This is a genomic window from Citrobacter sp. Cb031 (assembly GCF_030336725.1).
Classification (GTDB): domain Bacteria; phylum Pseudomonadota; class Gammaproteobacteria; order Enterobacterales; family Enterobacteriaceae; genus Citrobacter; species Citrobacter braakii.
The window spans coordinates 416,437-441,474 of sequence record NZ_JAOWDA010000034.1 but is presented as its reverse complement, the minus strand read 5'-3'; the positions used below and the strand labels follow the sequence as shown (position 1 = coordinate 441,474).

Below are 25,038 nucleotides of genomic sequence, written 5' to 3'. Positions count from 1 at the left end.
TCCCGATTAACCGCGCGGGTAATGGATCAGGGAATGAAAGTGAACCGTTTGTTCGCTACTGTTACGGTAGCTATGCGCCCTGTCTCCCGCAAAACGCACCCCCTCGCCGGATTTCATGGTGCGCCACTGCCCCTCAATACACATATCCAGCAGCCCATTTATCACCACCACGTGCTCTATAACGCCGGTTTCATGCGGAGTCGATTCACTGAGTGCGCCGGGTGCCAGCTGTATCGAAAAATGATCGAAGCACAGCTGTGGGTCCCACGGAAACAATGGCGTGACGACCATCGCCTGCTGCTGGGGATCGAATGTTGGCGCGCCGTCTGACTCTGGCGGTGAAATAAACGTCGAGAATGGCACGTTCAGTCCGGTAGCAATTTTCCACAATGTCGCCACCGTTGGGCTGGATTCGTTGCGCTCAATCTGCCCCAACATGGCTTTTGACACGCCGGTTTCCTCCGCTAAACGTGACAGGCTCCATTCCCGCTGGTGACGTAGCGTGCGGAGCGTTGTGGCCAGATAGTGGGTTAAGTTTTCCATTTTTCGCCTTCCTGACTCTCCTTTCTCAAGGCTACAGCTTAGCACTTGTACGCTATAACGCACAGTGCTACATTGATTGACCGTTATAACGCACACGGAGTGACTATGCGCGCATTTTCCATCCCACTACCCACCGTATTATCGGGGTTTGTGGCCGTCCTGGTCGGTTACGCCAGCTCGGCTGCCATTATCTGGCAAGCGGCCCTGGCCGCAGGTGCGACCACCGATCAAATCGCGGGCTGGATGACCGCGCTGGGGATTGCAATGGGCGTCAGTACGCTGGCGCTGACGTTATGGTATCGCGCTCCTGTGCTCACGGCCTGGTCAACACCTGGCGCCGCGCTGCTGGTTACGGGTCTGCACGGGGTATCGATTCAGGATGCTATCGGCGTTTTTATCGTAGCTAACGCGTTGATTGTGCTGTGCGGCATAACCGGATTGTTTGCCCGTCTGATGAAAATAATCCCCCACTCACTGGCATCAGCCATGCTGGCCGGGATCCTGCTGCGCTTTGGTCTGCAGGCCTTTAATAGCCTCAACAGTGAGCTTATTTTGTGCGGTAGTATGCTGGTGGCATGGCTGGTATTTAAAGTCACAGCCCCACGGTACGCGACGATCGCCGTGATGCTGGCGGGTATCGCTATCGCGCTAATAAAAGGTGACATTGTCACAAACGGAGTGGATTTGTCGCCGGTCATGCCTGCGTTTATAGCCCCACACTTTTCATTTGCCCACAGTATCAGCATTGCGCTACCACTGTTTCTGGTTACTATGGCTTCGCAAAATGCCCCAGGTATTGCCACTATGAATGCGTCGGGCTATTCATTACCCGTTTCACCGCTCATTATCTTTACCGGCCTGCTGGCGCTGATTTTTTCGCCGTTTGGTGTCTACTCCATCTGCATTGCCGCCATAACCGCCGCAATTTGCCAAAGTCCCGAAGCGCATCCTGATGCCAAACAACGCTGGCTCGCCGCCGCCGCGGCTGGCGTCTTCTATCTTCTGGCAGGGGTGTTTGGCGGTTCAGTCACAGGACTAATGGCGGCACTGCCCGTAAGCTGGATCCAGATGCTGGCCGGTCTGGCCTTGCTCGGGACGATTAGCGGTAGTTTGTATCAGGCGTTGCATAATGAAGCGGAACGCGACGCAGCCATCGTTACGTTTTTGGTCACGGCCAGCGGCCTGACGTTATTGGGGGTTGGATCTGCATTCTGGGGGCTGGTCGTAGGCGGTATCTGCTACGCCGTGTTGACGTTATTTCGCCGCACGTAGCTGCGTTGGCGTTTTACCGGTTACCTGTTTAAACCGGTTACTAAAATGGCTTGCCGAACTGAATCCGCAGGTCATCGCAATATCTGACAAACTGCGTGAAGTGTAACAAACCAGATGCTGTGCCAGCGCCATACGACGTTGCATCACGTACTGATGCGGTGCCATATTCATCGACTGGCGAAACATTCTGGCAAAATGGAATTCGCTAAGCGCCGCCTCACTAGCCAGATCGTTCAGGGTGATTGGGTACGCCAGATGCGCGTCAATATAGGCCAGCACGTTACGCAAGGTGACGGGCGCGAGTCCCCCGGTGACGGTGGGCAGTCGCCATTGGACGTTGCTGTAATGCTGGATCAGATGCGTTAACAGTAGCGAAGATGCCGCGCTGAGCGTGAGGTGATTGGCCGGTTGCTGCCAGTCGTTATCAAGCAGAAACTGACGGTAAACCGCCGTGATCCCCGGGTCACTGCCAAACGTGTGCTCGTCCAGCGTGAAGCTATAGGGGCTTTTATCCCAGACTTTTTCACCCACTTCGCGCAGATGTTCGTCGGTACAATAGAGATGAACAAAGGAGAGAGCGTCGCGGATATCCCAACTTGACTCGCTCTCTTTCGGCATCAGGCAAAAACGGTCCGGTCCGCCGCCATTCTTCCAGCCCCCCGCCGTTTTGTGGTAACTCTCGTAGCCATCCGCGATATATAAACTGAGCGTATGATGATCGCAATACTGGGTGATGGTATCGCGCTTGTTTGACCAGGCCGCCAGTTGGATCCCTGAATGTAACGCAACCGATTCATGCAGCACGGCATTATGTTTGCGTAAGTTTTCAAAGGCATCGTAGGGCTGAGGCATACCATCACATTCAAAATAAGTTAGCAGGCTTTCAGTCTATAACAGCCACATATTGTTAACAGCTTCCTTTTCGCTTTTACGCTAAAAAAGCGCAAGATTTTGCAAGTCCGCCGCAAACCGATGAAAGCCTCCTGCCGCCAGACATGACACAGTGTGAACCTGAATCCAAAAAAGAGAGAGTTGTATGAACGCACTGTTGTACTGCCTGGTGGTGGTAATTTGGGGAACGACATGGATTGCGATTTATTTGCAGCAGGGCCCGGTTTCTGCGCCGGTTTCTATCTTTTGGCGCTTCGCCGTTGCCAGTTCGCTGATGATAGTGGTCCTGCTGGTTAGCGGTAAATTACGCAAACTGTCTGGTCGCGATCATCTGTTTTGTCTGTTACAGGGTGGATGCGTTTTTTGCTTCAACTTCTGGTGTTTTTATACGGCTGCGGCCTGGATTAATACCGGCCTGGAGTCGGTAATTTTCTCAATGGCCGTCCTGTTCAATGCGGTCAATAGCTTCATCTTTTTTGGGCAAAGACCACCGCTGCGTTTCTATATCGCAGCCGGTCTCGGACTGACGGGCATTGTGACTCTGTTCTGGCAGGATTTGCTCAACAGCGGATTCAATCATTCCTTGCTGCTGGGTATCGGCTTAAGCGCCCTTGGAACCTTCGGTTTCTCATTGGGTAATATGATCAGCATGCGTCACCAGAAAAAAGGGCTGGAAGTGTTAACGACCAACAGTTGGGCCATGCTGTACGGCACGCTGTTGATCGCTGCCATTGCGCTGATGCGCGGGGACAATTTTACGCCACAGTGGACATTCAGCTATCTCAGCGCGCTGTTATATCTGGCTATTTTTGGCTCAGTGATTGCTTTCGGCGCTTATTTCACACTGGTAGGTCGCATTGGTCCCAGTAGGGCGGCATACAGTACCCTGCTTTTCCCGCTGGTTGCGCTAACGCTGTCAACATTGTATGAAGGATACGTCTGGCAAGTTAACGCTATTGCCGGATTAGTATTGATTTTACTGGGGAATATGGTGATGTTTGCCCGACCAGAAGTGCTGATGGGTAAACTATTCTATAGACGCCGGGTGGCATAAAAAAAACGCACCATCCTGAGATGGTGCGTTGATTATTATTGTGGTTTTTTGTTCACGTCAAACATGGTGGCATCCGTCGCCATGTCATCAATAACTTTCTTCAACGTTTCGAACGCCATCGGCGTATTTTCGTTGCTCAGATCTTTACCTTCACCCTTACGTACAACTTTAATTACCGGTTTATTGGTCGCAGCATCAATCAACTCACCCTCGAAATAGAGGTTGGTATCCATGGTACGGTGACCCGTTGCCATTTGTGTTCCCGCAACGAGTAGCGCAACCGGGATCACTTCATAGAACTGCAGTCCTTCTTTGCTCGTTGCAACACCGGTAATCGCTCCGCGGAAAATCAGGCTACGTGGCCCAGGGGTAGTAACCAGGGGCTTACGCTTGCTGATGGCGGATTTCAACTGGGTATTGGTGTAGGTCAGCAGTTGATCAAGAACCTGCTGCCCTACCTGCGTGGTAGGTTTAGGAACCGGATAATACGTTACCGGGTTATATACAATGTTGTCATATTTGGATTCGTTGTAGCTCGGATCAACCCAACGGAGTACGGTTTGTCCCGATGCTGATTGTGTTTCCTTCAAATCAGAGTAATTTTTTAAAAACCCAGAATATTTATCCGGCGCAGTCACTTTTGACGCACAGCCGGATAATGCCAACAAGCCAGTAAGCACTGCAACTTTAAATAAAGTTTGAGTACGCATGAAACGATCCCTTTAGTTTTCGCAATGATGCTTAAAAAGGATAGCAAAACTGTTTCATTTTGGATGTACTAAAAATGGTAAACACCGCACAATTTTCTCTCTACGCCCGGCACAAAAAATGCTGAGCGCAGAAAGAGTTAACCCAGGCGGGAGGTTCAGGCAGTTTTGCGTGCCAGCATTGTGGCAAAGCGCAGTTTAATTCGATTACCGTTTTCATCCGTACGATGAAGTTCACCCACGTCTTCGTTATATTTCAGCAGATCCCATCCGCTGTAATAATTGCGCAATTCTCCGGTTTTAAACGCGAACGGGAAACCCACGGTACACGGAAAATCATCAGTATCCATCGCCGCGACAATTAAGTTATATCCGCCCGGTTTAGTGCAACGCTGCATATTTTCAATAAGGCCAGGGATAGTTTTGGCTTCAAGGAACATCAGCACAACGGTAGAAAGAATAAAATCATATTCGCCATCAAAGCGTAATGCGTTGAGATCCGCGACATTCGCGTGCAGATTGGTCAGCCCTTCCGCCGCTTTTATACGCTCAAGGTTAGCGATGCTCATGGGATTTTTATCCCATGCTGTCACGTCATAACCGTTTGCCGCAAGGTACAGGCTGTTACGACCGTTACCGCAGCCCAGGTCTAACGTTTTACCTGGCTTAACAATGTTTGCCGCTTCAACAACATCGGAATGCGTACGAGTTAAATCGTATTTCTCAGTAAAGTAGTTTTCGTCGCAAAGGGTCATTATTTATCCTCAGATTTCAGTAATGCAGCACGCTCCGTGCGGATGAGCAGTTTCCCCTGCATCAGCAATGCAAACGTACGTACCAGTAATAATGCAATGATAAAATTGGTAAAAATAAACAGTGGGATCGACAGCGTATGAAAAAATCCTGACTCGCTACCGTGGCCCAGATGCAGCCCTGTTGTTGCCAGAGCCGACACGCCAAACGAGAAGCTCCAGAAAGACGCATTAAATGGCTGTGACAAATACCACGGCATGAGCCGTAGCATGAACAAAAGTTGCAGCAGACCATAGCCGAACAGCATTTTGGCTAACGTATCGCCCTCGCCGCCGTTGACGCTAAGCCAGGCGCTGCAGGCGACCAGCGCAGGCGCCAGTTGAATGCCAAGTGAAGTACGTAACACCGCAGGCAACTCGCCGCAGCTACGTAAACGTTGCAGAATCACCGGCTCCAGGCTGAGCCAGGAAAAAACCCCGGCGCCCAAAAACACCAATCCTGCGTCATTGAAACCCAGTGCGCCACAGGCCATTGCACTGATAAAGTTATTGGCGACGGTCGGCAGATACAGACCCGGCGTGGTGGCTTCCTCTGGATGCGATCCACGCCACAACCCTGCCGTTTGCCAGGCGGCGTAGGCCAGCTGTATCACCACGCCAATGCTGAACAACCCAATCGCCAGCGGTCGATACCACGGGACAAAACCAATCGCGACCAGCATCGTTGTGGCCGGAAACAGACTGACAAAGCTGCTCATCACCGGGTGACGAATTTCCGCCAATACGCTATGCGGAAAACGCAGTAAACGGCTAAGAAAGGCCAGCGTCAGCAGCCCCCAAATGACCATTGCGAGGATCACTAAACCGTCGCCAATCAAGTGACTCACTGGCCACACCTGACTGGCATAACGCCACGCAAACCCCATCCCAATGATGCCCAGTACCATGCCAAAATAACCGGCCGGAAGATTGAGGACCCGCTCACTCTGCTTGTTCTTACTCATTTTGTTTATTTTTTAAAGTATATTTGAAATGCATTTTATGGAATTTCCGCTGATTTAGCCAGTGCGGAAAACTTTGCTACGTTTAACTAAGGTGCGCAACATGGAAATGAGCTATGACCAAATATCGTCTCAGCGATGAGTCTCGATCCTTTAGTTACCAGGATAATGGCAATAAAAAAAGCGTATTACTACGCCAAATCATTGCGCTCACTGATTTTAATGATGTCCAGGCCGGCACGCCCGGTGGCTGGATCGACAATGAAAGCGTGCTGTCACAAAGCGGTGATTGCTGGATTTACGATGAAAACGCGCTCGCATTTTCCGGCGCGACGATTACAGGAAACGCCCGCATTACTCAGGCAAGCGTGGTCAGAGATGGCGCGCAAATTTGCGATGACGTGTGGATTGACCGGGCTGAAATCAGTCATAACGCGCAAATACGTGACAACGTCACCATTCAGGGTTCTGTGGTTCGCGGCGAGTGCCTTGTCTTTGGTGATGCGCGCGTGGTGTGTGACTCTGAAATCATCGCCGCCAGGGGGCTAACCCGTGAAAACGACCAGCTCCTGCAAATTTATGATCGGGCTTTTGTCAGCCACTCACGAGTGGTGCATCAGGCGCAGATCTATGGCGATGCGAAAATCAACTATGCCTTTATTGAACATCGGGCGGAAGTTTTTGATTTCGCACAGGTGGAAGGTAATGAAGAGAACAATGTCTGGATTTGCGATTGCGCCAAAGTCTATGGATATGCGCGCGTCATCGCCGGGAGCGAAGAAGATGCCATACCTACCCTACGCTACAGTTCGCAGGTGGCGGAGCACGCGGTAGTTGAAGGTAACTGCGTGCTGAAACACCACGTGCTGGTCGGCGGTCATGCGCAATTACGCGGTGGACCGCTCCAGTTAGACGACCACATCCTGATTGAAGGCCACGTCTGTGTGCTGGGCGAAGTGCTGATCGAGCATCACATTGAGATAACCGGTCAGGCGCATATCCAGGCGTTTGATGGCGATACCATTCACCTACGCGGACCGAAAGTGATTAACGGTGAACAGCGCATTACGCGCACGCCTATCGCAGGTTTATTCTGAAGAGCCATCAATGATGCGGGCGTAGAGATTCACATCATAGTAATCACCATTAAGGAATTCCGCCTGTTGCATACATCCTTCCAGTTGGAAGCCATTACGCAGCGCCACCTGATTACTCTCAACGTTTTCTACGCGACATTTAATCACGAAGCGGCGAATCTCCTGACGCTGCGCATAATGATGAATTAAGGCCTGTAACGCCTGGGACATGATGCCTTTACCCTGATGCTCCTCATCCAGCCAGTAGCCGATATAAGCCGCTTTGTTCAGTGGTTCTATCTGGTTAAACGAGATAACCCCGACCACATTTTCTTGCGCAAAAATCAGGAACATTTTGGCGTAACCGCGCTGGTGCAACATCATATTGCCCTGCACATTCTTGCGGGTGTCCTCCTCAGAGGCAACAAACTGCGGCCAGTTCAGCGACTGCTGGAGCCAGCTTTTATTTTTAAGCACCAACTGATGCAGAGGCGTGACGTGTTGCTCTTCTACGGCACGCAGTTCCAGCGTGTCATTGATGGTAATCACTTCTGACATTTTCATTCCATTATGATGGTTAAGCAGGCCACCCTGCTCATCAAATAAAAACAGGAAGGGCTCCCTTTTGGAAGCCCTTTTACACAGCAAGCGCCGTTTTACTTAGCTCTCACTGACACTCTCTTTTTGCAATATTTTGAGCAGATCTTCCTTCAGGTGGAGTTTCTGTTTCTTAAGGCGAACAATGTCCAAACTATACCCCCGACCATCCGAACCTTCCAGTCTGGAGATCTCATGATCAAGGCTGTTGTGTTTTTCGAATAAGGACAGAAAGCGAGGGTTCTCGGATTTCAGTCGGGAAATAAGGTCTCTGTATTCTGGAAACATACTTTCTCCCTGTTAGTGGAAAAGAACGTGTATAAGAAATACACACATCCAGAGTACCCACTTGACTTACAGAAAAATGCGAACGGGATCGAGTAAATAGTGTACAGAATGGTTGTGAAGAGGATTACAGATACGGCTCCCCATTCGGAGAGCCGTAAAGGGAGTGATTAACGCATCTCGCGGTCGTCAACGTACTGACGTTTATCAGGCGCTGGCGGGAAGTACTGATACAGCCAGGTTTCACTGATGGCGTCGCCCTGACAACGCAGGAACATACGCATATCTACCGGATCGGTTGAGTCAGAGGTCGGATACCAGTCAAACTGAATGCGATAACCGTCGATAGGTTCCACGTAAAGGATCTCAATCTGTTTCGCTTCACCGCTGGAGAGCGTAATCACCGGTTCAATACCCTTCGGCGCTGCGGCTTTTAGATCGCCACCGACGAAATCAACAGCAAAACGTCGCGCCCATTTTTCCGGGTAGTGCTCGCCCGGCGCCCATCCTTCCGGGAAGCCGCCCATGCCTGTTCGGGTCGCCATCACGCGAGCCAGCGGTGAACGCACCGGCGGCTGAGCACTCCAGTACAGGCGATATTTGAATTCCAGATCATCGCCCGCTTTGATCGACCTTTCAGGCTGCCAGAAGCAGACGACGTTATCCAGCGTTTCGCCGGTCGTCGGGATCTCCATCAGGCCGATAGTCCCCTTGCCCCACTGGTTACGCGGTTCGACCCACAGGCTCGGACGCTTGTTGTACCAGCCCATGATATCCTGGTAATGGGAGAAGTCGCGATCGAGCTGCAGCAAGCCAAACCCTTTCGGGTTGTTATCGGTATAGGCGTTGAACTGCAGTTTTTGCGGGTTATTCAGCGGGCGGCAGATCCACTCGCCATTGCCCCGCCACATCGCCAGACGGTCGGAATCATGAATTTGCGGGTGAATGGTGTCACACATCCGACGTTCGTTGTTGCCGCAGCTAAACATGCTGGTCATCGGAGCAATACCGAGCTGCTTGATGTCTTTGCGCGCATAGATGTGGTTTTGTACATCCATGATCACCTGCGTTTTCTCGCAGTGGATCACGAACTTAAATGCACCGGTTACGCTGGGGCTGTCGAGAAGCGCATACACGGTAAAGGAGGTTGCGCCCGGTTTGACCGTTTCGAACCAGAAAGAGGTGAAATCAGGAAACTCTTCTTTGCTGTCGGTGTAGGTATCTACCGCCAGACCGCGGGCCGATAAACCGTACTGATAGGTGTCATCCACGGCGCGGAAATAGCTGGCGCCCAGGAAAGAAACGATATCGCGACGGGCTAATTCTGGCGCTTTAAACACGCGGAACCCGGCGAACCCGAGGTCAGTCTGCCCTTCCAGCTGTTTGGTATCCACACCCGCATCATTGTATTTAAACAGTTCCGGACGGAAGTGGATTTCGCGCGCCATATGCGTGCTGCCATCAACCGAGAACATGCGTACGCGGCGACGGAAGCCCATTCCCACGTGGAAGAACTGCGCATCAAGCTGACGATTTTCAACATTGTTCCACAGAGACTGCTCTGCGTCATATTGAATGCTGTTGTAGGCCTGCGGCGTCAGTTTGGCCAGCGTGTCAGGTAACGCGCGCGGTGCGCCGCCCCAGGGCTTCTGTGCTAAGTCATGGGCCATCGATTGCAGAACGGAAAAATCAAAACGTACGGTTTTTCCGTCTGCAATGTCAGACTCTGCCGCAAAGGCGGCGCTGGAAAAGAGTGATGCAATACCACTGGTTCCGCACACGGCGGCCATTGCCATTGAACCTTTAATAAATCGTCTGCGATTCATGCCTGAAAGTAAGTCCTTCTGGTCGTGTAAATGGTCCCGCGCCGGCCATAATCAGCGGCAAGAGAGTGCACATTTCTGACCGCTCACTCTAGACAAAATTCATTAATAATCCAATTGTTGGTCGCCGATTATCTGTACAAAATCGAAAATATTTTATGTCGATGGGAACAGACCGAATCCCATGTAAATTCAATTAAAGTAAACCACACCGCCGTTTACTGCGATCTTGCGCCTCCTGATACAACGCAAACTCATCATAAACCGCACAACCCAGCGCCTGTTCGAACGCGTCGCGGCTGGAATTACCGTGGCTACGGGCCTGAGTTTCATTCCCCAAATTAGACTGGAAAATCCCCGCGGCGCTCACCGGTAAAAAATCTTCGTAGGTAATGGGCTGAGCAACCAGCCAGCCCCGCTCAATGAGCGGTTGCGGGTCGTCGTCCGGGCGAATCGCCTGTCGATGCGCCTCGCCCGACGGCGTCAGCCGGTAGCGGAACCAGGCAAGCCCCTGCTGGCGCAGCAGAAATTCGCTGTCCGGGAATGCTTTGAACACCTCCTGCAAATGCAGCTGATGCGTCAGGTTGTCTTTTCCCGTTCCCGCTTTATTCAGCAATTCGTCGTACAACGCTCTGCCTTTCGGCGTCAGGGCCACGCCGCGCTGTTCGATTTCACCAAAACGCGCCGTGTGAGTGCCACGCATTTCACCGGCAAATAACACCGGCTCTTCCAGCGCTTTAAAACTGGTCTGACGCAATAAAATGGGCACCTCGCGGCGCGGTGGCCCTTCAATCAGTATTTTGGGTTCAATGCCGCACTCCGGCATCATCGACTGAACCCGGTCGATATCCAGCGTACGCGGCGTCAGATGGTTAATATGACACCCAGGGAAACACACCACATCAGCAATCAGCCGGTGCTCATTGTGCAATGCGTGATAGGTCGCCTCATCGACCGTGGTATGCTGATGCCAGCGGAAAGTTTCCAGCGCTTCTTGCACAAACTCCTGCGCCTGCTCAGGCGTAAAACTGCCCTGCACATCAAACTCATCCAGCAGTTCGTGACAACGACGGGTGAAAATATCGCGTTTCGCGAGGATCTCCGCGGCTTTTTGCCGTAGCGCGGCGTTTTCGATTAATTCGAGCCGCAATAACGAGGTGAATACCCGAAACGGGTTGCGCGAAAGCGACGCATCGTCAATGGGACGAAACGCGGTGGAATGCACGGGAACACCGGCCTGGGAGAGATCGTAATAACTCACCGGATACATGCCCATAATGGCAAACATCCGGCGTAGCGTAGAAAGCTCCTGCGCAGTGCCCACCCGAATGGCGCCGTGGCGCTCAACGTTTAGCCGGGCCAGCTCATCTGCATTCGCCAGTTTTTCATGCAGCGTAGGATTATTTTCCAGTACCGCCAGATTCACATCAGCGACAAGTTCCAGCAACGTGCCATATTGCGGGACTTCCTGCTGGTACATTGCTGACATTGCCTGCGAAAATTGTTCCCGAATCTCATCTGCCGTGATGGTGTTCGCCATAATGTCATGCCTCCAGTGAATATTACCTGGAGTGTAGAAAACGCCGCTGACTCCGGTGGGAAGAATTTACAAAGTGTGACCCCGCGTAAATTTCCCACCCCTACAGACGGTGAACAGAACCTACTGGCGTGGTTTTAAATGACTTTCCAGCCAGGGCAACATCTGTTTTTTACGGCTGAGCATCCCCTCCACCTTACAGGGCTGCGGGATGTCTGACAGCGCTGTACCGGTAAACCACAGGCTGGTGTCGCCCAGATTGATATCGGTGAGCATCAGTACAACCAGCGCGGCATTCTTTTCCTCTGCATAGCGCGCCATTTCCAGACGGAGATCGTCCAGCACCGCATCCACCTGTTGCAGCGCATACAGTTCAAGCTGCGCCACACAAACAGAATGTCCATGAATGGTGAAGGTTTTAATGTCTTTCTGCAGAAGCTCGCGAGCGCTCATGCCTTCCACGCTTGTTTTAGCAGACAGCAGGTCGCGACTAAACGCCTCGAGATCCACACCGGTTTTTTGGGCCAGGGCCTCCACCGCCAGGCGATCGTCAGAGGTGGTCGTTGGCGAACGAAGCGTGACAGTGTCACTCAATACGGCACCCAGCAATAAAACGGCCTCAGCGGCAGACAACTGGCCGCGCTCCTCTTCCGTCATCAGTTGCCATAACAGCGTCGCGCTACTGCCGACTGGCTTCACCCATACTTCAGGTGGCAGACGAGTGACTAATCCACCGAGTCGGTGATGATCGATAATTCCCACGACGTTACTTTCTGCCAGCGATGCCGGCCCCTGGGCAGGCTCCGTGAAATCGACCAGCCACACATCACGATCGGTCAGTTCAAACGTCAGCCGTTCAGGCATCGTCAGTCCCGCATGCTCAAAGATAAATTGCGTTTCGCGGTTAGGTTCGCCCAGACGCCATGCCGTCGCCTGCTGGCCACGTAAAGTAAGCCAACGCGCCGTCATGGCGGCGGTACAAATGGCATCGCTATCGGGGTTAAGGTGCCCTATTACATCTATCATTAATCAGTACCTTGTGAAGAGAATGGTTCAAAAGCAAACAATAACGAAAGTATATCGACTGGACGGATTCTCTTCCATGATCCCACCACCCGGTGACGCTGTACAAAACATAAGCAAAATAAATCAGTTGTAAGTAAAATAGGATAAATGTTAATAATATTTTGCTATCAAGTTATCAAAATCGAACAACTTCACTTGTCACCGATACGACTCTGTTTTTAACATCGCTTATGGAAAAAAATGTTCTGTTCAATCAGCGCATTCGCTTGCGCCACCTTCATACTTTTGTCGCCGTTGCACAGCAGGGAACGTTGGGCCGCGCGGCTGAGACCCTTAACCTGAGCCAACCAGCCCTCTCCAAAACGCTGAATGAACTGGAGCAACTGACCGGTACCCGGCTCTTTGAGCGTGGTCGCCTTGGCGCACAATTAACGCTGCCCGGAGAACAGTTTCTTACCCACGCAGTCAGAGTGCTGGATGCGCTCAACACCGCCGGACAAGCCTTAAACCAGCGCGAAGAGTCACAGACGGATGTCGTACGGATTGGCGCCTTACCCACCGCGGCCCTTGGCATTCTGCCGGCGGTCATTGGCCCGTTCCATAAGCAGCAAATGGAGACCACGCTGCAGGTTGCCACTATGAGCAATCCCATGATCCTGGCGGGTTTAAAGTCAGGGGAAATTGATCTCGGCATTGGCCGTATGGCCGATCCGGAATTGATGGTTGGTCTGAACTACGAGCTGCTATTTCTGGAATCGCTCAAACTGGTCGTGCGCCCTAACCACCCGTTGTTGCAGGAAACCATCACGCTGAGTCGGGTGATGGAGTGGCCGGCGGTGGTTTCACCAAAAGGAACCGCCCCTCGCCAGCACGCAGAGGCGTTGTTGCAAAGTCAGGGCTGCAAAATGCCGCCGGGCTGTATTGAAACGCTTTCAGCATCGCTCTCCCGCCAACTGACGGTCGATTACGACTATGTGTGGTTTGTCCCTTCAGGCGCGGTTAGAGAAGATTTACGCCAGGCGACGCTGGTGTCGTTGCCGATACCCACCCACGGTGCGGGTGAACCCATCGGCATTCTTACCCGTGTCGATGTGCAACTCTCTCAGGCCGCGCAGATCCTGATCGCCGCAATACGCAAAACTGTACCGTTTTGATGCCAAAAATTAAGGGACCATCAGGTCCCTTAATTGATTTTATTGTTAAAACGTTTCCCAGTTATCGCCACTGGCAGTTGCCGCCTGCGGGCGTGAATGGTCAGGCTTTGTCGTCACAGGCGCGCGTTTAATAGCACTTGTCCCTGTTAAACGGAATGTGCCAACAGCTTCCGTTAAGCGCGCCGCCTGCTCTTCCAGCGATGCCGCAGCGGCAGAGGCTTCTTCAACCAGCGAGGCATTTTGCTGCGTTACCTTATCCATTTCTGAAATTGCCTGACTCACCTGGACGATACCCCGGCTCTGCTCATCAGAGGCCGCTGCAATTTCCAGCATAATGTCGGTGACGCGTCTTACCGCATCGACAATATCCGTCATCGTATTGCCCGCTGCGACCACTTCTCCGGAGCCCTGGTCAATCAGTCGGACTGATTCGCTGATCAATCCTTCAATCTCTTTTGCCGCCTGAGCGCTGCGGCTTGCCAGCGTGCGCACCTCACTGGCAACCACGGCAAACCCACGGCCCTGCTCTCCTGCTCGCGCCGCTTCAACCGCTGCGTTCAGCGCCAGAATATTGGTCTGGAAAGCAATGCTGTTAATAACGGCTGTGATTTCGGAGATTTTCTTCGAACTCGTTGAGATATTGCCCATGGTTTTGACCACGCCAGAAACCATCTGACCGCCCCGACTGGCCTTACCGGAGGCATCTTCTGCCAGCTTGCTCGCATGATGCGCGTTGTCGGCGTTTTGCTTCACCGTCGCCGTCAACTCTTCCATGCTGGCCGCCGTTTGTTCAATCGCCGCAGCCTGTTGTTCGGTACGTGAAGACAGATCGGTGTTCCCCGCCGAAATCTCACTGGTACCGCGATAAATCTCTTCCGCGCCCTGACGCACCGTGCCTACCGTTTTCCCCAGCGAACGTTGCATTGTTTGCAGATGGCGGCTCAGGCGACCAATTTCGCTGCGCCCGGTCGGTTCCTCCGGCATGGTGAGATCCCCCGCTGAAATTTGCTCAATACGCTGGGCGGCACGCAACAGAGGATGAATGACGGTACGACGCAGAACAATGAACGTCATCACGGTCAGCGCCAGCGCAAGAACGAATGCGCCCAGCATAAAAGCCATACCAAGCTGTGTACGCTGATGCGCCTGTTCGCTTAACTGATTCGCCCTGGTGGTACGAATGTCGATCGCCTTTAACAGCACCTTGTTGTACGCAGAGTCCAGCGGTCTGGCCTGTTCATTTTCATGGTTGATGATCGCTTCAAACATGCCGTTTTTAGCGTACTTCAGCATCGGCTGTAAGCCGTCGGTATAGGCTTTGAAGCTGGCGCTCAGTTCAGCGTCTAACGCTTCATCGGCAGACGTTTTTACCGCGCGTGACATATAAGCATTGAAACCGTCCTGCGATTGCTTAATCCGTTTTTCTGCCTCGGCGATATTGGCCTTCATGTCATCCATTTCGGCAATACGGCTCGCCGCGCCGGCGTGGATCATGTTGATACGCGCGGTACGCAAGTGGTTAGAGCTGTTAGATAACCCCATCCTGACCTGAATCTCATCGGTTACGTCGCGCTGATCGCGATCGGCCTGCATAAGAAAATAGCTTGCCAGCCCGGAACTTAAGGCGAACAGCAGAAGGATGCCACCGAGAATGGAGGAAAACAGCGGAACCAGCCGGATTTGATGCAGAAAGCCCAGTTTATGCTGGGCTTGCATCGATGTAGTGTTGTCCATGACCGTCGACTCTCTTGTAGGGTTTATGCGTGAAAACACGCCCGTTAGATAGTCATCGGCAATCCGGGAAGTTTACTTACCGTGAAAAGCGCCGGATTCGTCACACTTTCACAACATAATTCTAAAAAATTCAGGAAAGTGCCAGCGGAGAAATCCGCTGGCCAATGAATCAGTTATCACCAAAGTGGATAACGGTACGGATGGATTTACCCTGATGCATTAAATCGAACGCGTCGTTAATCTGCTCCAGCGGTAAACGGTGGGTAATAAACGGATCCAACTGAATTTTCCCGCTCATCGCATCTTCAACCATACCAGGAAGCTGAGTACGCCCCTTCACGCCGCCAAACGCGGAACCGCGCCAGACACGCCCGGTAACTAACTGGAACGGACGTGTTTTGATCTCTTGTCCGGCTCCTGCCACGCCAATAATGATGCTTTCGCCCCATCCTTTATGGCAGCATTCCAGCGCCGCGCGCATCACGTTAACGTTACCGATACATTCGAAACTAAAGTCCACGCCGCCATCGGTAAGCTCGACAATCACATCCTGAATCGGTTTGTCGTAATCCTTCGGATTGATGAAATCGGTCGCGCCCATTTCACCTGCCAGCGTAAATTTTTCCGGATTGGTATCAACGGCCAGAATACGCCCGGCTTTCGCCTGCGCCGCGCCCTGAATCACCGCCAGGCCAATACCGCCCAGACCAAATACGGCGACGGTATCGCCTTCTTTCACTTTTGCGGTGTTATGGACCGCTCCGATACCGGTGGTCACGCCACACCCCAGCAGACACACTTTGTCCAGCGGAGCCTGCGGGTTAACCTTCGCCAGAGAGATCTCCGCGCAAACGGTGTATTCGCTGAAGGTGCTGGTGCCCATATAGTGATAAATCGGCTCGCCGTTATACGAGAAACGGGTTGTGCCATCCGGCATCAGACCTTTGCCCTGGGTCGCACGTACGGCCTGACACAGGTTAGTTTTACCCGATTTACAGAACTTACACTCGCCACATTCTGCGGTGTATAGCGGGATCACATGATCGCCCGGTTTCAGGCTGGTAACGCCTTCACCCACTTCAACCACAATGCCGCCACCTTCATGGCCGAGCACCGCCGGGAAAACCCCTTCCGGATCGTCGCCTGAGAGCGTAAAAGCATCAGTATGGCACACGCCTGTGTGGGTAATTTTAACCAGCACTTCACCTTTCTTTGGCGGTGCGACATCGATTTCGACAATTTTTAACGGTTGGCCGGGGCCGAATGCAACTGCTGCACGTGATTTCATTTGTCTCTTCCCATTATTGCGAGGTGATGGTGTTATTTTAGATAAGCACGCAGAAGATGGCCGATTTCAGCCATGCGCACGGCACGCTGGTCTGGGGTTGTTTCCCCGCTGACCAGTTCGTCTTTCAGGTGGATCTCAACCATTTCGCCCATCAGGCCATTGGATGCGCCGCGCACGGCGGCAATTTGTTGCAGGATAGCCAAACACGGCTCGCCGGACTCCAGCGCGCGCTCAAGCGCATCAACCTGACCGCGAATACGGCGTACACGGGTGAGAATGCGTTTTTTATCTTCGGGTGAATGCGGCATACGCCCTCCAAATACTATAGGGGGGTATACTATCAGTATTTTTAACTAATTGTAAAATAAATAACTTGTTACTCTTTAATGAGTTGCACAAACAGCACATTTAGACATATGTGGGCATATCACCGTGTTAAGCAGTTTTAGAGCCGCAACACCGAGCGCTTTTCGATGTATTCTGCATCGCTGAACAGTCCGGATTTTTTCTGGAGCAGCGTAACTGGTTTGTCACTCGCAAAGAACAGTCAGTTGAAGACTCATGTAATTATGAACAATACGAATACCCCCGACTACAAACCGGGGGTTTCTATTTTTTAATACGCTATATATAGTAATTAGTTACTTATTCCGTAACTGCACACTCTGGCACGCGAATTTCCTTAATGAGCCTGGAAAAACTTTTTAACGAACACATTCCCTGACTATTTTTCTCTTCACATGCAATTAATTTTAAATCAACTTTGCCGGCAGGTTTTTCTAACGACAACGGTTGTATATCCCTCATATCTCTCAGCGTCTGATAAACAAATGAAACCTGAATCCAATCAGTATTATCACTGGTTCTTTTCCACTTTTCGAATACAAGCTCCCCACCAGGAGGGGTATTATCGGGTTGACCGGGCAGCGACCAGTTAAGATCTAAAGCCCCGCTTAAATTTGCAAGATTGGTATCATGACCAGCAATAAACAACAGAGATACGGGTAATTTTATGCCATACCTGTTTTCTGTTGTACCATTTGTCAATAATGCAGTGTCTATCATATCGAGTAATGGTGTGGCTCTACTACGGGCAACTTCTGGAGTTCTTTGCAAAAGATCAAACTGAGCGTTATGCAGATTTAACAAATCTCTCCATTCTTTTTCTCCCGTAATACGCCCCCAGGCTACCTGTGGCATTCCCTGGGCCTCTTGCAACAGAAATATCTCAGTCAGCGTGGAAGAAAGACTCCAGGCACCAGGTAATGATACGTTGTCAGGAGTTACCTTAAGTTCAGACGGTAAAGCCTCTGGTAATGTGCATTTCGTAGACTTCTCTGTAGTCTTACATGTCTCCGATTGTGAGAAATTTAAAACATTTTCCAGGGTCCGAAATGAAGATTGATAGCGTTGGGTATACAGTTCAATATTTCCTCCGGCCCGTTCCAGAATAGCGTTTTTAACCTTCAATGTGTTAAACGAACATTTCCCCATTTTTACCGGATTAAAAAGAGGATCATTTTTTTCTTCATCCTTCTGATAATGCACTTGAATTTGACATTTTGGTGCTAACCCAGCCAGAAACGCCTCACCCGTTTTACGGGTGCGTTGATCCGTGTCTGCAATAACAGCAACCTGCCCTGGAGATGGGCACGTTTGATTATTCAACAGACCTTTGCTTGTGAACCATAAACGTTGATACTGACCTAATTCAGAAACAAGTTCTCCCCCACGAGGCGTTAGCCATCCTAACGGCACATCCCATTGTGGCCATTGGTCGGGTGTGACATCTTTCATTATTGGAGTGAACTTCGTAGGTGCTCTTACTCCATGACGACTCACTATCACAACCCGCTCAAGTTTCATACCGTTCTGCTCTTCAGCACGTATTGAGAAAGAACCGCATAAGAGAGAAAAAAATAATAAACGAATGATGAATGTACTCATTACCAGCACCACCTTTTCGTAAGTGAAAAACAAACAACTCGTATAAGCCAGTTCGATAACTGGTTCTATCAGATAGAAATAATCCTACTCCTGAGTTCACAACAATCCAACTTTTTGAATATCAACTTTGTATCTTATCGAAGTATTAAAGGAGCGCTAATTTAGCCGCGCTGGAAAGGTATCCAAGGTTATGGAATCGTTGGCACTTTACAACGTCCTGTCATTGAAAGGATAATTGATCCGGTATAAATAAGGTGGGCGTAAGCCTTGTTTGACTATCAATTTACCCGCAGCAAATCACTGTATCTCGTTGTATAACGTGGTGAAAGCATGTCTCGCTTCATCGCCCACGGCTGCTGTATCCCTTGCCCGGCAAAGTAGAGCGTTCCTTTCCCCTTTTCAGCATTAAGAGTATCCAGTAGGTCCATCAATTTATCGCTGTTACGCCGCGGGGCGTTATTATCAAAAAGATTCAGCTGTGCAACGCCAGAGCTAAAAAAATCCCCCAGCATAACGCCCGCTTTTTGATAACGTAGCCCCTCTCGCCAAACGGCGTCCAGGCTGCGCGTGGCTGCTGTAATAATGTCCCGGCTATCCTGAGTTGGCGTCAGCAGTTTTATCGATGCGCTGTTACCGTAATAAGGTTCATTCAGGGCAAACGGACTGGTTTTGATAAACGTAGAAATAAACCGGCAGTACTGGTGTTCTCTGCGCAGCTTTTCCGCAGCACGTGAAGCATAGGTGCAAATGGCCTCTCTCATGGCGTTGTAATCCGTGAGTTTTTCACCAAACGATCTTGAGCAGATAATTTCCTGCTTATCCGGCGCAAACTCTTCCAGCGCCAGACAAGGTTCACCACGCAATTCCCGGACGGTTCGCTCAAGCACGACGCTGAAATGTTTACGAATGAAGCGAATATCGGTATCCGCCAGGTCGAGAACCGTTTTAATACCCATGACGTCCAGTTTTTTGCCGATACGGCGTCCGATGCCCCAGACTTCATCAACCGGGAGTGCTGCCATCAGCTTACGCTGGCGTTCAATATTTGAGAGATCCACGACTCCGCCCGTCTGTTCCTGCCACTTTTTAGCCGCATGGTTCGCCAGTTTGGCCAGGGTTTTGGTCTGAGCGATGCCGACCCCAACCGTGAGACGTGTTTTCTGCAAAATGGTTGCTCTGATTTCCTGACCAAAATCCGTAAGATCCCTGCAGTTTCGCACGCCCGTTAAATCACAAAAGGCTTCATCAATACTGTATATCTCCACGCGTGGCGACAACTCCTCCAGAATCGACATCACCCTGCTGCTCATATCCGCATACAGTTCGTAGTTCGAACTAAAACAGAACACGCCATAGCGCCTGAACAGATCTTTCTGTTTGAAGTACGGAGCGCCCATATTAACGCCAAGCGCCTTTGCCTCTACGCTACTGGCAATAACGCAGCCATCGTTATTTGAAAGAACGACAACGGGCTTCCCTTTCAGATCAGGCCGGAATGCCGACTCACAGCTGGCATAAAACGCGTTAACATCCACCAGTGCAAACATCATCAGCCCGCAGCTTTAATGATAAATGTCACCACGCCAAATATATCCAGCGTGTCCTCGCTGCTAATCATGATCGGCGCGTAGGCGCTGTTCTCTGGCTTCAGCATCACAACCGGATGTAATTGCAGGCGTTTAACGGTGAATTCGCCCTCAACGGCGGCAATAACGATGTCTCCATGGGCAGGTTTTCTGGCGCTGTCGACAATCAGTAAATCGCCCTCGCCGATCCCTGCCCCCCTCATGGAGTCGCCAGATGATTTAACAAAATAGGTTGCGCTGGGATGCCGTACCAGCAGGTCATTGAGGTCGATACGTTTCTCAACGTAGTCCTGCGCAGGAGATGGAAAACCGCAGGGCACAAGATCGCTAAATAACGGAAAGTGTTTAATTTCGCGGCGTTCCGCAGGCTGGAAAAACAACATAATAATCTGCCTCTCATTTACTGTATTTATATACAGTAGTTTTAATAAGAGCAGCAATCAAGTAGCGAGTGTGATGAACTGGACGTTGTTTAACCATCTTGCCGGTAAGTTTTTATGATGTCTGGAAAAATAATCGGCTAAAAAAATACCCCGCATTTGCGGGGCATTACATCAGGAGCGTTTTCGCGGCATCATGCGCAGCAGCGTATTGTCCTTCCAGAAATAGTGGTGCATCAGGGCGGCAGCGGCATGCAGAGCAATAACAAAATAGCCCAGATTTGCCAGCGTCACGTGCCAGGACTTCAGCATATCCACTACATCAAAATTGGCCTCTGCCGCATGCGGCATAACAATGCCGAATGCAATCCACGGGTTACCCCGGTTGTACATCATCACCAGCCCAATAATCGGCAGAACAATAAACAGCAGATAGATAACCAGATGCCCCAGATGCGCCATTCCGGTCATCATCGGCTTCGGTTTTGGCACAATCGGCGGTGCCGGATATTTTAGCCTGACCAGCAGACGCGCCACCATCAGCGTTAAAATAGTGATGCCACAGGATACGTGCACCATGTTAAATAAGGGACGATAGCTGCGCGGGAAAAATCCGCGAAACTCCATAGCGCTGTAGGCCACAATGACCAACAAAAAGACCAGCCAGTGAATGCCAATTTGCAGGCCAGAATACTTATTCCCCATAACACTTCCTGAATAAAAACAATAATGCGTCACCATAACGGGCTTTTGTTAAAAATTCATTAACTTTTGCTCCCCCGGCTTATTCGTACGCGGGATAAATTTATCAGGCTCTCGCCTTCCGGCGGAGATTCGCCTCCACCGTCTTTCATTTCCCGCGAATTCAATACGTCGTGAGTCTCTCCCCGTTTTCAATTCATTAACTATGTTATAGCTAACCTTTGCCACTGAGGGAGCATAGTAATGGAAGCACTGAGTCGTGAAGCGTTAGAAAACATGATGGAGCAAGCCGTTGCCCACGCGGCCACCTTCTCATGCTGGCCGCAGGGTGAAGCCCCCGGAGCAAAAAACAGCGATGCGGTATTCACGCCTGAACCCCGGCATACCGGAACGTCTGCTTATGATCGTGCGGTAACCGGCATTCGTGCACCAGAAATTACCGTTTACGCCCCTGCAAAACCTAACGGCACAGGGATCCTTGTTACCCCTGGCGGCTCTTATCGTCGCGTGGTGATGGATAAAGAAGGCAGCGCACTGGCACCGTTCTTTAACGCTCACGGTTATACCCTGTTTGTGATGACCTACCGCATGCCGGGCGATGGTCACGAGGAAGGCGCAAATGCGCCGCTGGCCGATGCCCAACGCGCCATGCGCTACATTCGCGCCAACGCGCATGAATGGAAAATCAACCCTGACCGTATCGGCGTGTTGGGCTTCTCCTCCGGGGGACACGTGGCCGCCAGTCTGGGAACCCGGTTTGACGAATCGGTTTATACGCCGATTGATAGCATAGACGAACAATCTGCGCGCCCTGCTTTTATGGCGCTGGTGTACCCAGTGATCACCCTGCGCGAAGATATCGGTCACCCAGGCTCTCGCCTTGAGCTGGTTGGCGCAACGCCCGAAAAGGAAGACCTGCAGCGCTATTCTCTTGAAGAGCGAGTGGATAACACAACGCCGCCGACGTTCTTGCTACACGCCATTGACGATCCGGCGGTGAAGGTGGAAAACAGCCTGGTCTTCTTTAATGCGCTACGTAGGCCAGGGGTTTCGGTCGAAATGCATCTGTTTGAACGCGGTAAGCACGGATTTGGTATTCGCGATGCGCAGGGATTGCCGCTGGCCATCTGGCCGGAATTGATGATGAACTGGATCGCCAGCAAAGTGTGAGAATTGCGCCGGGTGGCGTACAGGCTCACCCGGCGAAAACTTAGGACTGCAGATACACCACCTGCGTTTGCAGATATTCGTTCAGACCGTGTTTACCGTCAGCTCCGCCAATCCCGGACTTGCGCCAGCCAGCATGAAAGCCCTGCATCGCCTCGAAGTTTTCACGATTAATATAGGTTTCGCCAAACTTCAGCCCTTTAATCGCTTTCATCGCCGTATTCAGATTCTGCGTATAGATCGATGAGGTCAGACCGTAATCGCTGTCATTGGCCATCGTCAGCGCCTGTTCCAGCGTATCAAACGCTACCACCGGTAGCACCGGACCAAACGTCTCCTCGTGCATAATCGCCATCTCCTGGCGCACGTCTAACAGTAACGTCGGTGGATAGTAATACCCTTTGCCGGAAACGGCCTTACCGCCCAGCACCACTCTGGCGCCTTCCTGCACCGCTCGTGCAACTTTCTGCTCTACACGCTCCAGCGCAGCGGCGTTAATCAGCGGCCCCATTGCAATATCATTGCGCTCAGCCGGATTGCCAAACTGCACGGCTTTCATCGCCTCGCCCAGACGATTGACGAATTGGTCATAAATACCTTTCTGAACGTACACGCGCTCGGCACAGTTGCATACCTGTCCGGTGTTGATCACCCGCGAGTCAACAATTGCCTTTACGGCCAGTTCAAGATCGGCATCATCCATCACGATAGCCGGGGCCTTGCCGCCCAACTCCAGACAAACTTTGGTGATATTTTTAGCCGCCGCAGCCATAATTTTCTCACCCGCCCCGACGCTACCGGTCATGCTCACCATGGCCACCTTCGGGTTTGCGGCCAGCGCCTGACCGACCGTTTCACCACGTCCCAGCACCAGATTAAATACGCCGCGTGGCAAGCCAATATCATCAACAATTTTGGCAAAGGCGATGGCGTTATTCGGTGTAAATTCACTCGGCTTAATGACAATGGTATTACCCGTCAACAGTGCGGGAGCCAGTTTGCGGGCAATCAGGAAAAATGGAAAGTTCCACGGCAGAATGCCCGTAGTCACGCCCAAAGCGCGCTTAAACAGCAGAATATTCTCGCCCGGACGATCGCTTTGCAGGATCTCGCCTTCATAGCGACGCGCCCACTCCGCCATATAATCGATATAGTCGGCGGTAAACGAGACTTCGACCTCAGCCAGTTGCTGTATTTTTCCACCCTCCGCCACAATCAGGGCGCTGATTTCACTGGCTCGCTGACGGATACCCGCAGAAATTTTGCGTAACCAGTTCGCCCGTTCAATGGCGGGCAGCGCTTCCCATTGCGGCTGAGCGCGCTGTGCAGCATCGATCGCTTTACACGCATCCTCGGCACGTCCATCGGGAATACGCGAGATCACCTCTTCCGTGGCAGGATTGACGACATCAATCCAGGCATCATCGTGCCAGGTCACAAACTGCCCATCGATATACATAGGATGTTGTACGGGTACTGACATGCGGCTCTCCTGTGATTGATTTGTTTTTAACAAGTAAAACTATTGTTAATTAATATCAATCATGCAGGTCGTATTATGGCTGGAGTGGCTGTTCTGTGAGCGGCTTCATAAAAGCGTCTGGCAAAGTGATGATGAAGGGAAAAAACAGGTGTGATTTTTGCCCGTTTGCCGCAAAACGCCGACAAACGGGCAACAGGAATTACAGAGAGCGGCTCTCCAGTAAGTCAGTCAGCACGATGTCATTTTGCAACTGCTGCCAGGCTTGCTCAACGTTCTGAGGAATATCAACATGGGCGATAAAATCGCGGCCGCACGGCCCATAACCGGTGGCATCATCACGCAGGCGAGGAAGTTCACCGGTTATGAGAGACAGATAGCGATCCACTGACCACAAACCTTCTGCTGCTGGCACAAAATCCACGCCGTCTTGCTGTTGGGCCAGCTCAGGGATGAATCCAGGGAAACTCAACCAGCGCGGCGCATGCGGCTCATCGCGGGTTACACGCTGAAAGGTTGCCATCGTGCGACGTTGCATAGTGGGATCCTGTACCACAATGACGGTATGAATACTTTCCGTCGCCTGATTCAATAATGCACAGCTAAAACGGGCATTCTCACCGCAGTTTGTTGACTGGTCTTCCACCCAAATCTTCTCACCTGGGATTTGCCAGAACTGATGTGCGATATCGGCAAGGATCGCCGCTTCCGCGCGCCCGGTGGTACGAATGATGTTGTAACGAGGATGCTCTGCAATCGCGTCATACAGAAATCGTGTGGAGTGACCGATGCCACCGCTAATCAACAAGGGAACCTGTTGCTCTTTCGCGATCCGGCAGGCGGCGTCGATGGTCGGAATAACCGCGTTCCCTGCCAGAATCACGCAATCTGACTGAACGGTGATATTCCCCGTAAAATCATTCTGCGCCAACCATCGCCCTACGGTATTGATCGCCGCAAGCGTGGTTGCGGAAAGTGTCGGAAACTGGCTCATACTCATGACTCCTGATCTTAATACTTTATCGGGTTGCATACC

Annotated in this window: 24 protein-coding genes; 5 read left to right on the top strand and 19 right to left on the bottom strand. The window is 51.5% G+C overall.

The genetic code is table 11. The features are described from left to right. Positions 1-6: 6 nt before the first annotated feature. On the bottom strand, positions 7-543 hold the full coding sequence (locus tag OGV93_RS18555) for a helix-turn-helix domain-containing protein (protein WP_016153160.1): 537 nt from the start codon (positions 541-543) through the stop codon (positions 7-9). 105 nt (positions 544-648) lie between these two features. Between OGV93_RS18555 and OGV93_RS18550 the strand changes: the two genes are divergently transcribed. Continuing rightward, positions 649-1,815, top strand: a complete 1,167-nt coding sequence (locus tag OGV93_RS18550; protein WP_287109942.1) for a benzoate/H(+) symporter BenE family transporter — start codon at positions 649-651, stop codon at positions 1,813-1,815. Here the strand turns inward: OGV93_RS18550 and OGV93_RS18545 are convergent. Next, the gene (locus OGV93_RS18545; RefSeq protein WP_016153162.1) at positions 1,798-2,667 is read right to left on the bottom strand and encodes an AraC family transcriptional regulator; all 870 of its coding nucleotides are present in this window, start codon (positions 2,665-2,667) and stop codon (positions 1,798-1,800) included. The genes OGV93_RS18550 and OGV93_RS18545 overlap by 18 nt on opposite strands. A gap of 184 nt (positions 2,668-2,851) precedes the next feature. Here OGV93_RS18545 and OGV93_RS18540 point away from each other — a divergent pair, with 184 nt between their 5' ends. Then, positions 2,852-3,760, top strand: coding sequence for a DMT family transporter (locus tag OGV93_RS18540; protein ID WP_101700485.1), 909 nt, complete (start codon positions 2,852-2,854; stop codon positions 3,758-3,760). 35 nt (positions 3,761-3,795) lie between these two features. Here the strand turns inward: OGV93_RS18540 and OGV93_RS18535 are convergent, their stop codons facing one another. From OGV93_RS18535 to tehA, 3 genes are all read right to left on the bottom strand, one after another. After that, on the bottom strand, positions 3,796-4,470 hold the full coding sequence (locus OGV93_RS18535) for a DUF3313 domain-containing protein (RefSeq protein WP_019076834.1): 675 nt from the start codon (positions 4,468-4,470) through the stop codon (positions 3,796-3,798). Between the two features lie 155 nt (positions 4,471-4,625). Next, complete coding sequence (gene tehB / locus OGV93_RS18530; protein WP_200100674.1) at positions 4,626-5,222, bottom strand: tellurite resistance methyltransferase TehB; 597 nt, start codon at positions 5,220-5,222, stop codon at positions 4,626-4,628. Continuing rightward, the gene (tehA, locus tag OGV93_RS18525; RefSeq protein WP_016156593.1) at positions 5,222-6,223 is read right to left on the bottom strand and encodes a dicarboxylate transporter/tellurite-resistance protein TehA; all 1,002 of its coding nucleotides are present in this window, start codon (positions 6,221-6,223) and stop codon (positions 5,222-5,224) included. Before tehA ends, tehB begins: the two co-directional genes overlap by 1 nt. A gap of 113 nt (positions 6,224-6,336) precedes the next feature. On the opposite strand from tehA, the gene ydcK reads away from it, so the two are divergent. Continuing rightward, a complete protein-coding gene (gene ydcK / locus OGV93_RS18520) occupies positions 6,337-7,317 on the top strand; it encodes a YdcK family protein (protein WP_200012129.1) in 981 nt (326 codons plus the stop codon). Here ydcK and rimL read toward each other — a convergent pair. The 5 genes from rimL to OGV93_RS18495 all read right to left on the bottom strand — a co-directional run bounded on the left by rimL (position 7,309) and on the right by OGV93_RS18495 (position 12,564). Continuing rightward, complete coding sequence (gene rimL / locus OGV93_RS18515; RefSeq protein WP_016156595.1) at positions 7,309-7,854, bottom strand: 50S ribosomal protein L7/L12-serine acetyltransferase; 546 nt, start codon at positions 7,852-7,854, stop codon at positions 7,309-7,311. The genes ydcK and rimL overlap by 9 nt on opposite strands. Before the next feature lie 102 nt (positions 7,855-7,956). Beyond that, positions 7,957-8,181, bottom strand: a complete 225-nt coding sequence (locus OGV93_RS18510; RefSeq protein WP_003833168.1) for an HP1242/YdcH family protein — start codon at positions 8,179-8,181, stop codon at positions 7,957-7,959. Positions 8,182-8,348: 167 nt separating this feature from the next. Then, positions 8,349-10,004, bottom strand: a complete 1,656-nt coding sequence (locus tag OGV93_RS18505) for a glucan biosynthesis protein D (protein WP_029139548.1) — start codon at positions 10,002-10,004, stop codon at positions 8,349-8,351. A gap of 193 nt (positions 10,005-10,197) precedes the next feature. Then, positions 10,198-11,541, bottom strand: a complete 1,344-nt coding sequence (hglS, locus tag OGV93_RS18500; RefSeq protein WP_287109938.1) for a 2-oxoadipate dioxygenase/decarboxylase HglS — start codon at positions 11,539-11,541, stop codon at positions 10,198-10,200. 120 nt (positions 11,542-11,661) lie between these two features. Continuing rightward, on the bottom strand, positions 11,662-12,564 hold the full coding sequence (locus OGV93_RS18495) for a manganese-dependent inorganic pyrophosphatase (RefSeq protein WP_287109936.1): 903 nt from the start codon (positions 12,562-12,564) through the stop codon (positions 11,662-11,664). 230 nt (positions 12,565-12,794) lie between these two features. On the opposite strand from OGV93_RS18495, the gene OGV93_RS18490 reads away from it, so the two are divergent. After that, positions 12,795-13,718 carry a LysR substrate-binding domain-containing protein gene (locus tag OGV93_RS18490; protein ID WP_287109934.1) on the top strand — a complete coding sequence of 308 codons (924 nt, stop codon included), beginning with the start codon at positions 12,795-12,797 and terminating at the stop codon, positions 13,716-13,718. 45 nt (positions 13,719-13,763) lie between these two features. Here the strand turns inward: OGV93_RS18490 and OGV93_RS18485 are convergent, their stop codons facing one another. The 7 genes from OGV93_RS18485 to cybB form a co-directional block, all read right to left on the bottom strand. Continuing rightward, complete coding sequence (locus tag OGV93_RS18485) at positions 13,764-15,452, bottom strand: methyl-accepting chemotaxis protein (RefSeq protein WP_053389635.1); 1,689 nt, start codon at positions 15,450-15,452, stop codon at positions 13,764-13,766. A gap of 169 nt (positions 15,453-15,621) precedes the next feature. After that, positions 15,622-16,740, bottom strand: a complete 1,119-nt coding sequence (locus tag OGV93_RS18480; RefSeq protein WP_016153173.1) for an S-(hydroxymethyl)glutathione dehydrogenase/class III alcohol dehydrogenase — start codon at positions 16,738-16,740, stop codon at positions 15,622-15,624. 32 nt (positions 16,741-16,772) lie between these two features. Then, entirely contained in the window at positions 16,773-17,048 is a 276-nt protein-coding gene (locus OGV93_RS18475) for a metal/formaldehyde-sensitive transcriptional repressor (RefSeq protein WP_003833178.1), read from the bottom strand. Positions 17,049-17,385: 337 nt separating this feature from the next. Beyond that, complete coding sequence (locus OGV93_RS18470; RefSeq protein WP_287109932.1) at positions 17,386-18,687, bottom strand: AppA family phytase/histidine-type acid phosphatase; 1,302 nt, start codon at positions 18,685-18,687, stop codon at positions 17,386-17,388. A gap of 278 nt (positions 18,688-18,965) precedes the next feature. Continuing rightward, positions 18,966-20,234: a Y-family DNA polymerase gene (locus OGV93_RS18465; RefSeq protein ID WP_029139549.1), complete on the bottom strand. Its 1,269-nt coding sequence runs from the start codon at positions 20,232-20,234 to the stop codon at positions 18,966-18,968. Positions 20,235-20,236: 2 nt separating this feature from the next. Next, positions 20,237-20,656 carry a translesion error-prone DNA polymerase V autoproteolytic subunit gene (locus OGV93_RS18460; protein ID WP_016153176.1) on the bottom strand — a complete coding sequence of 140 codons (420 nt, stop codon included), beginning with the start codon at positions 20,654-20,656 and terminating at the stop codon, positions 20,237-20,239. Between the two features lie 171 nt (positions 20,657-20,827). Next, positions 20,828-21,358: a cytochrome b561 gene (gene cybB, locus OGV93_RS18455; protein ID WP_019076843.1), complete on the bottom strand. Its 531-nt coding sequence runs from the start codon at positions 21,356-21,358 to the stop codon at positions 20,828-20,830. Positions 21,359-21,598: 240 nt separating this feature from the next. Here cybB and OGV93_RS18450 point away from each other — a divergent pair, with 240 nt between their 5' ends. Beyond that, entirely contained in the window at positions 21,599-22,525 is a 927-nt protein-coding gene (locus tag OGV93_RS18450; RefSeq protein ID WP_049282409.1) for an alpha/beta hydrolase, read from the top strand. Positions 22,526-22,565: 40 nt separating this feature from the next. Here the strand turns inward: OGV93_RS18450 and aldA are convergent, their stop codons facing one another. Together aldA and OGV93_RS18440 are read right to left on the bottom strand one after the other, a co-directional pair. Further along, positions 22,566-24,005, bottom strand: coding sequence for an aldehyde dehydrogenase (aldA, locus tag OGV93_RS18445; RefSeq protein ID WP_016153178.1), 1,440 nt, complete (start codon positions 24,003-24,005; stop codon positions 22,566-22,568). A 199-nt stretch (positions 24,006-24,204) separates the two neighbouring features. Then, the gene (locus tag OGV93_RS18440; protein WP_047417340.1) at positions 24,205-24,996 is read right to left on the bottom strand and encodes a YdcF family protein; all 792 of its coding nucleotides are present in this window, start codon (positions 24,994-24,996) and stop codon (positions 24,205-24,207) included. Positions 24,997-25,038: the final 42 nt, after the last annotated feature.

Excerpts from the sequence above, each read along its gene's own strand:
- OGV93_RS18555 (WP_016153160.1), bottom strand. The coding sequence starts at position 543 with ATGGAAAACTTAACCCACTATCTGGCCACAACGCTCCGCACGCTACGT.
- OGV93_RS18550 (WP_287109942.1), top strand. The coding sequence starts at position 649 with ATGCGCGCATTTTCCATCCCACTACCCACCGTATTATCGGGGTTTGTG.
- OGV93_RS18545 (WP_016153162.1), bottom strand. The coding sequence starts at position 2,667 with ATGCCTCAGCCCTACGATGCCTTTGAAAACTTACGCAAACATAATGCC.
- OGV93_RS18540 (WP_101700485.1), top strand. The coding sequence starts at position 2,852 with ATGAACGCACTGTTGTACTGCCTGGTGGTGGTAATTTGGGGAACGACA.
- OGV93_RS18535 (WP_019076834.1), bottom strand. The coding sequence starts at position 4,470 with ATGCGTACTCAAACTTTATTTAAAGTTGCAGTGCTTACTGGCTTGTTG.
- tehB (WP_200100674.1), bottom strand. The coding sequence starts at position 5,222 with ATGACCCTTTGCGACGAAAACTACTTTACTGAGAAATACGATTTAACT.
- tehA (WP_016156593.1), bottom strand. The coding sequence starts at position 6,223 with ATGAGTAAGAACAAGCAGAGTGAGCGGGTCCTCAATCTTCCGGCCGGT.
- ydcK (WP_200012129.1), top strand. The coding sequence starts at position 6,337 with ATGACCAAATATCGTCTCAGCGATGAGTCTCGATCCTTTAGTTACCAG.
- rimL (WP_016156595.1), bottom strand. The coding sequence starts at position 7,854 with ATGTCAGAAGTGATTACCATCAATGACACGCTGGAACTGCGTGCCGTA.
- OGV93_RS18510 (WP_003833168.1), bottom strand. The coding sequence starts at position 8,181 with ATGTTTCCAGAATACAGAGACCTTATTTCCCGACTGAAATCCGAGAAC.
- OGV93_RS18505 (WP_029139548.1), bottom strand. The coding sequence starts at position 10,004 with ATGAATCGCAGACGATTTATTAAAGGTTCAATGGCAATGGCCGCCGTG.
- hglS (WP_287109938.1), bottom strand. The coding sequence starts at position 11,541 with ATGGCGAACACCATCACGGCAGATGAGATTCGGGAACAATTTTCGCAG.
- OGV93_RS18495 (WP_287109936.1), bottom strand. The coding sequence starts at position 12,564 with ATGATAGATGTAATAGGGCACCTTAACCCCGATAGCGATGCCATTTGT.
- OGV93_RS18490 (WP_287109934.1), top strand. The coding sequence starts at position 12,795 with ATGGAAAAAAATGTTCTGTTCAATCAGCGCATTCGCTTGCGCCACCTT.
- OGV93_RS18485 (WP_053389635.1), bottom strand. The coding sequence starts at position 15,452 with ATGGACAACACTACATCGATGCAAGCCCAGCATAAACTGGGCTTTCTG.
- OGV93_RS18480 (WP_016153173.1), bottom strand. The coding sequence starts at position 16,740 with ATGAAATCACGTGCAGCAGTTGCATTCGGCCCCGGCCAACCGTTAAAA.
- OGV93_RS18475 (WP_003833178.1), bottom strand. The coding sequence starts at position 17,048 with ATGCCGCATTCACCCGAAGATAAAAAACGCATTCTCACCCGTGTACGC.
- OGV93_RS18470 (WP_287109932.1), bottom strand. The coding sequence starts at position 18,687 with ATGAGTACATTCATCATTCGTTTATTATTTTTTTCTCTCTTATGCGGT.
- OGV93_RS18465 (WP_029139549.1), bottom strand. The coding sequence starts at position 20,234 with ATGTTTGCACTGGTGGATGTTAACGCGTTTTATGCCAGCTGTGAGTCG.
- OGV93_RS18460 (WP_016153176.1), bottom strand. The coding sequence starts at position 20,656 with ATGTTGTTTTTCCAGCCTGCGGAACGCCGCGAAATTAAACACTTTCCG.
- cybB (WP_019076843.1), bottom strand. The coding sequence starts at position 21,358 with ATGGGGAATAAGTATTCTGGCCTGCAAATTGGCATTCACTGGCTGGTC.
- OGV93_RS18450 (WP_049282409.1), top strand. The coding sequence starts at position 21,599 with ATGGAAGCACTGAGTCGTGAAGCGTTAGAAAACATGATGGAGCAAGCC.
- aldA (WP_016153178.1), bottom strand. The coding sequence starts at position 24,005 with ATGTCAGTACCCGTACAACATCCTATGTATATCGATGGGCAGTTTGTG.
- OGV93_RS18440 (WP_047417340.1), bottom strand. The coding sequence starts at position 24,996 with ATGAGCCAGTTTCCGACACTTTCCGCAACCACGCTTGCGGCGATCAAT.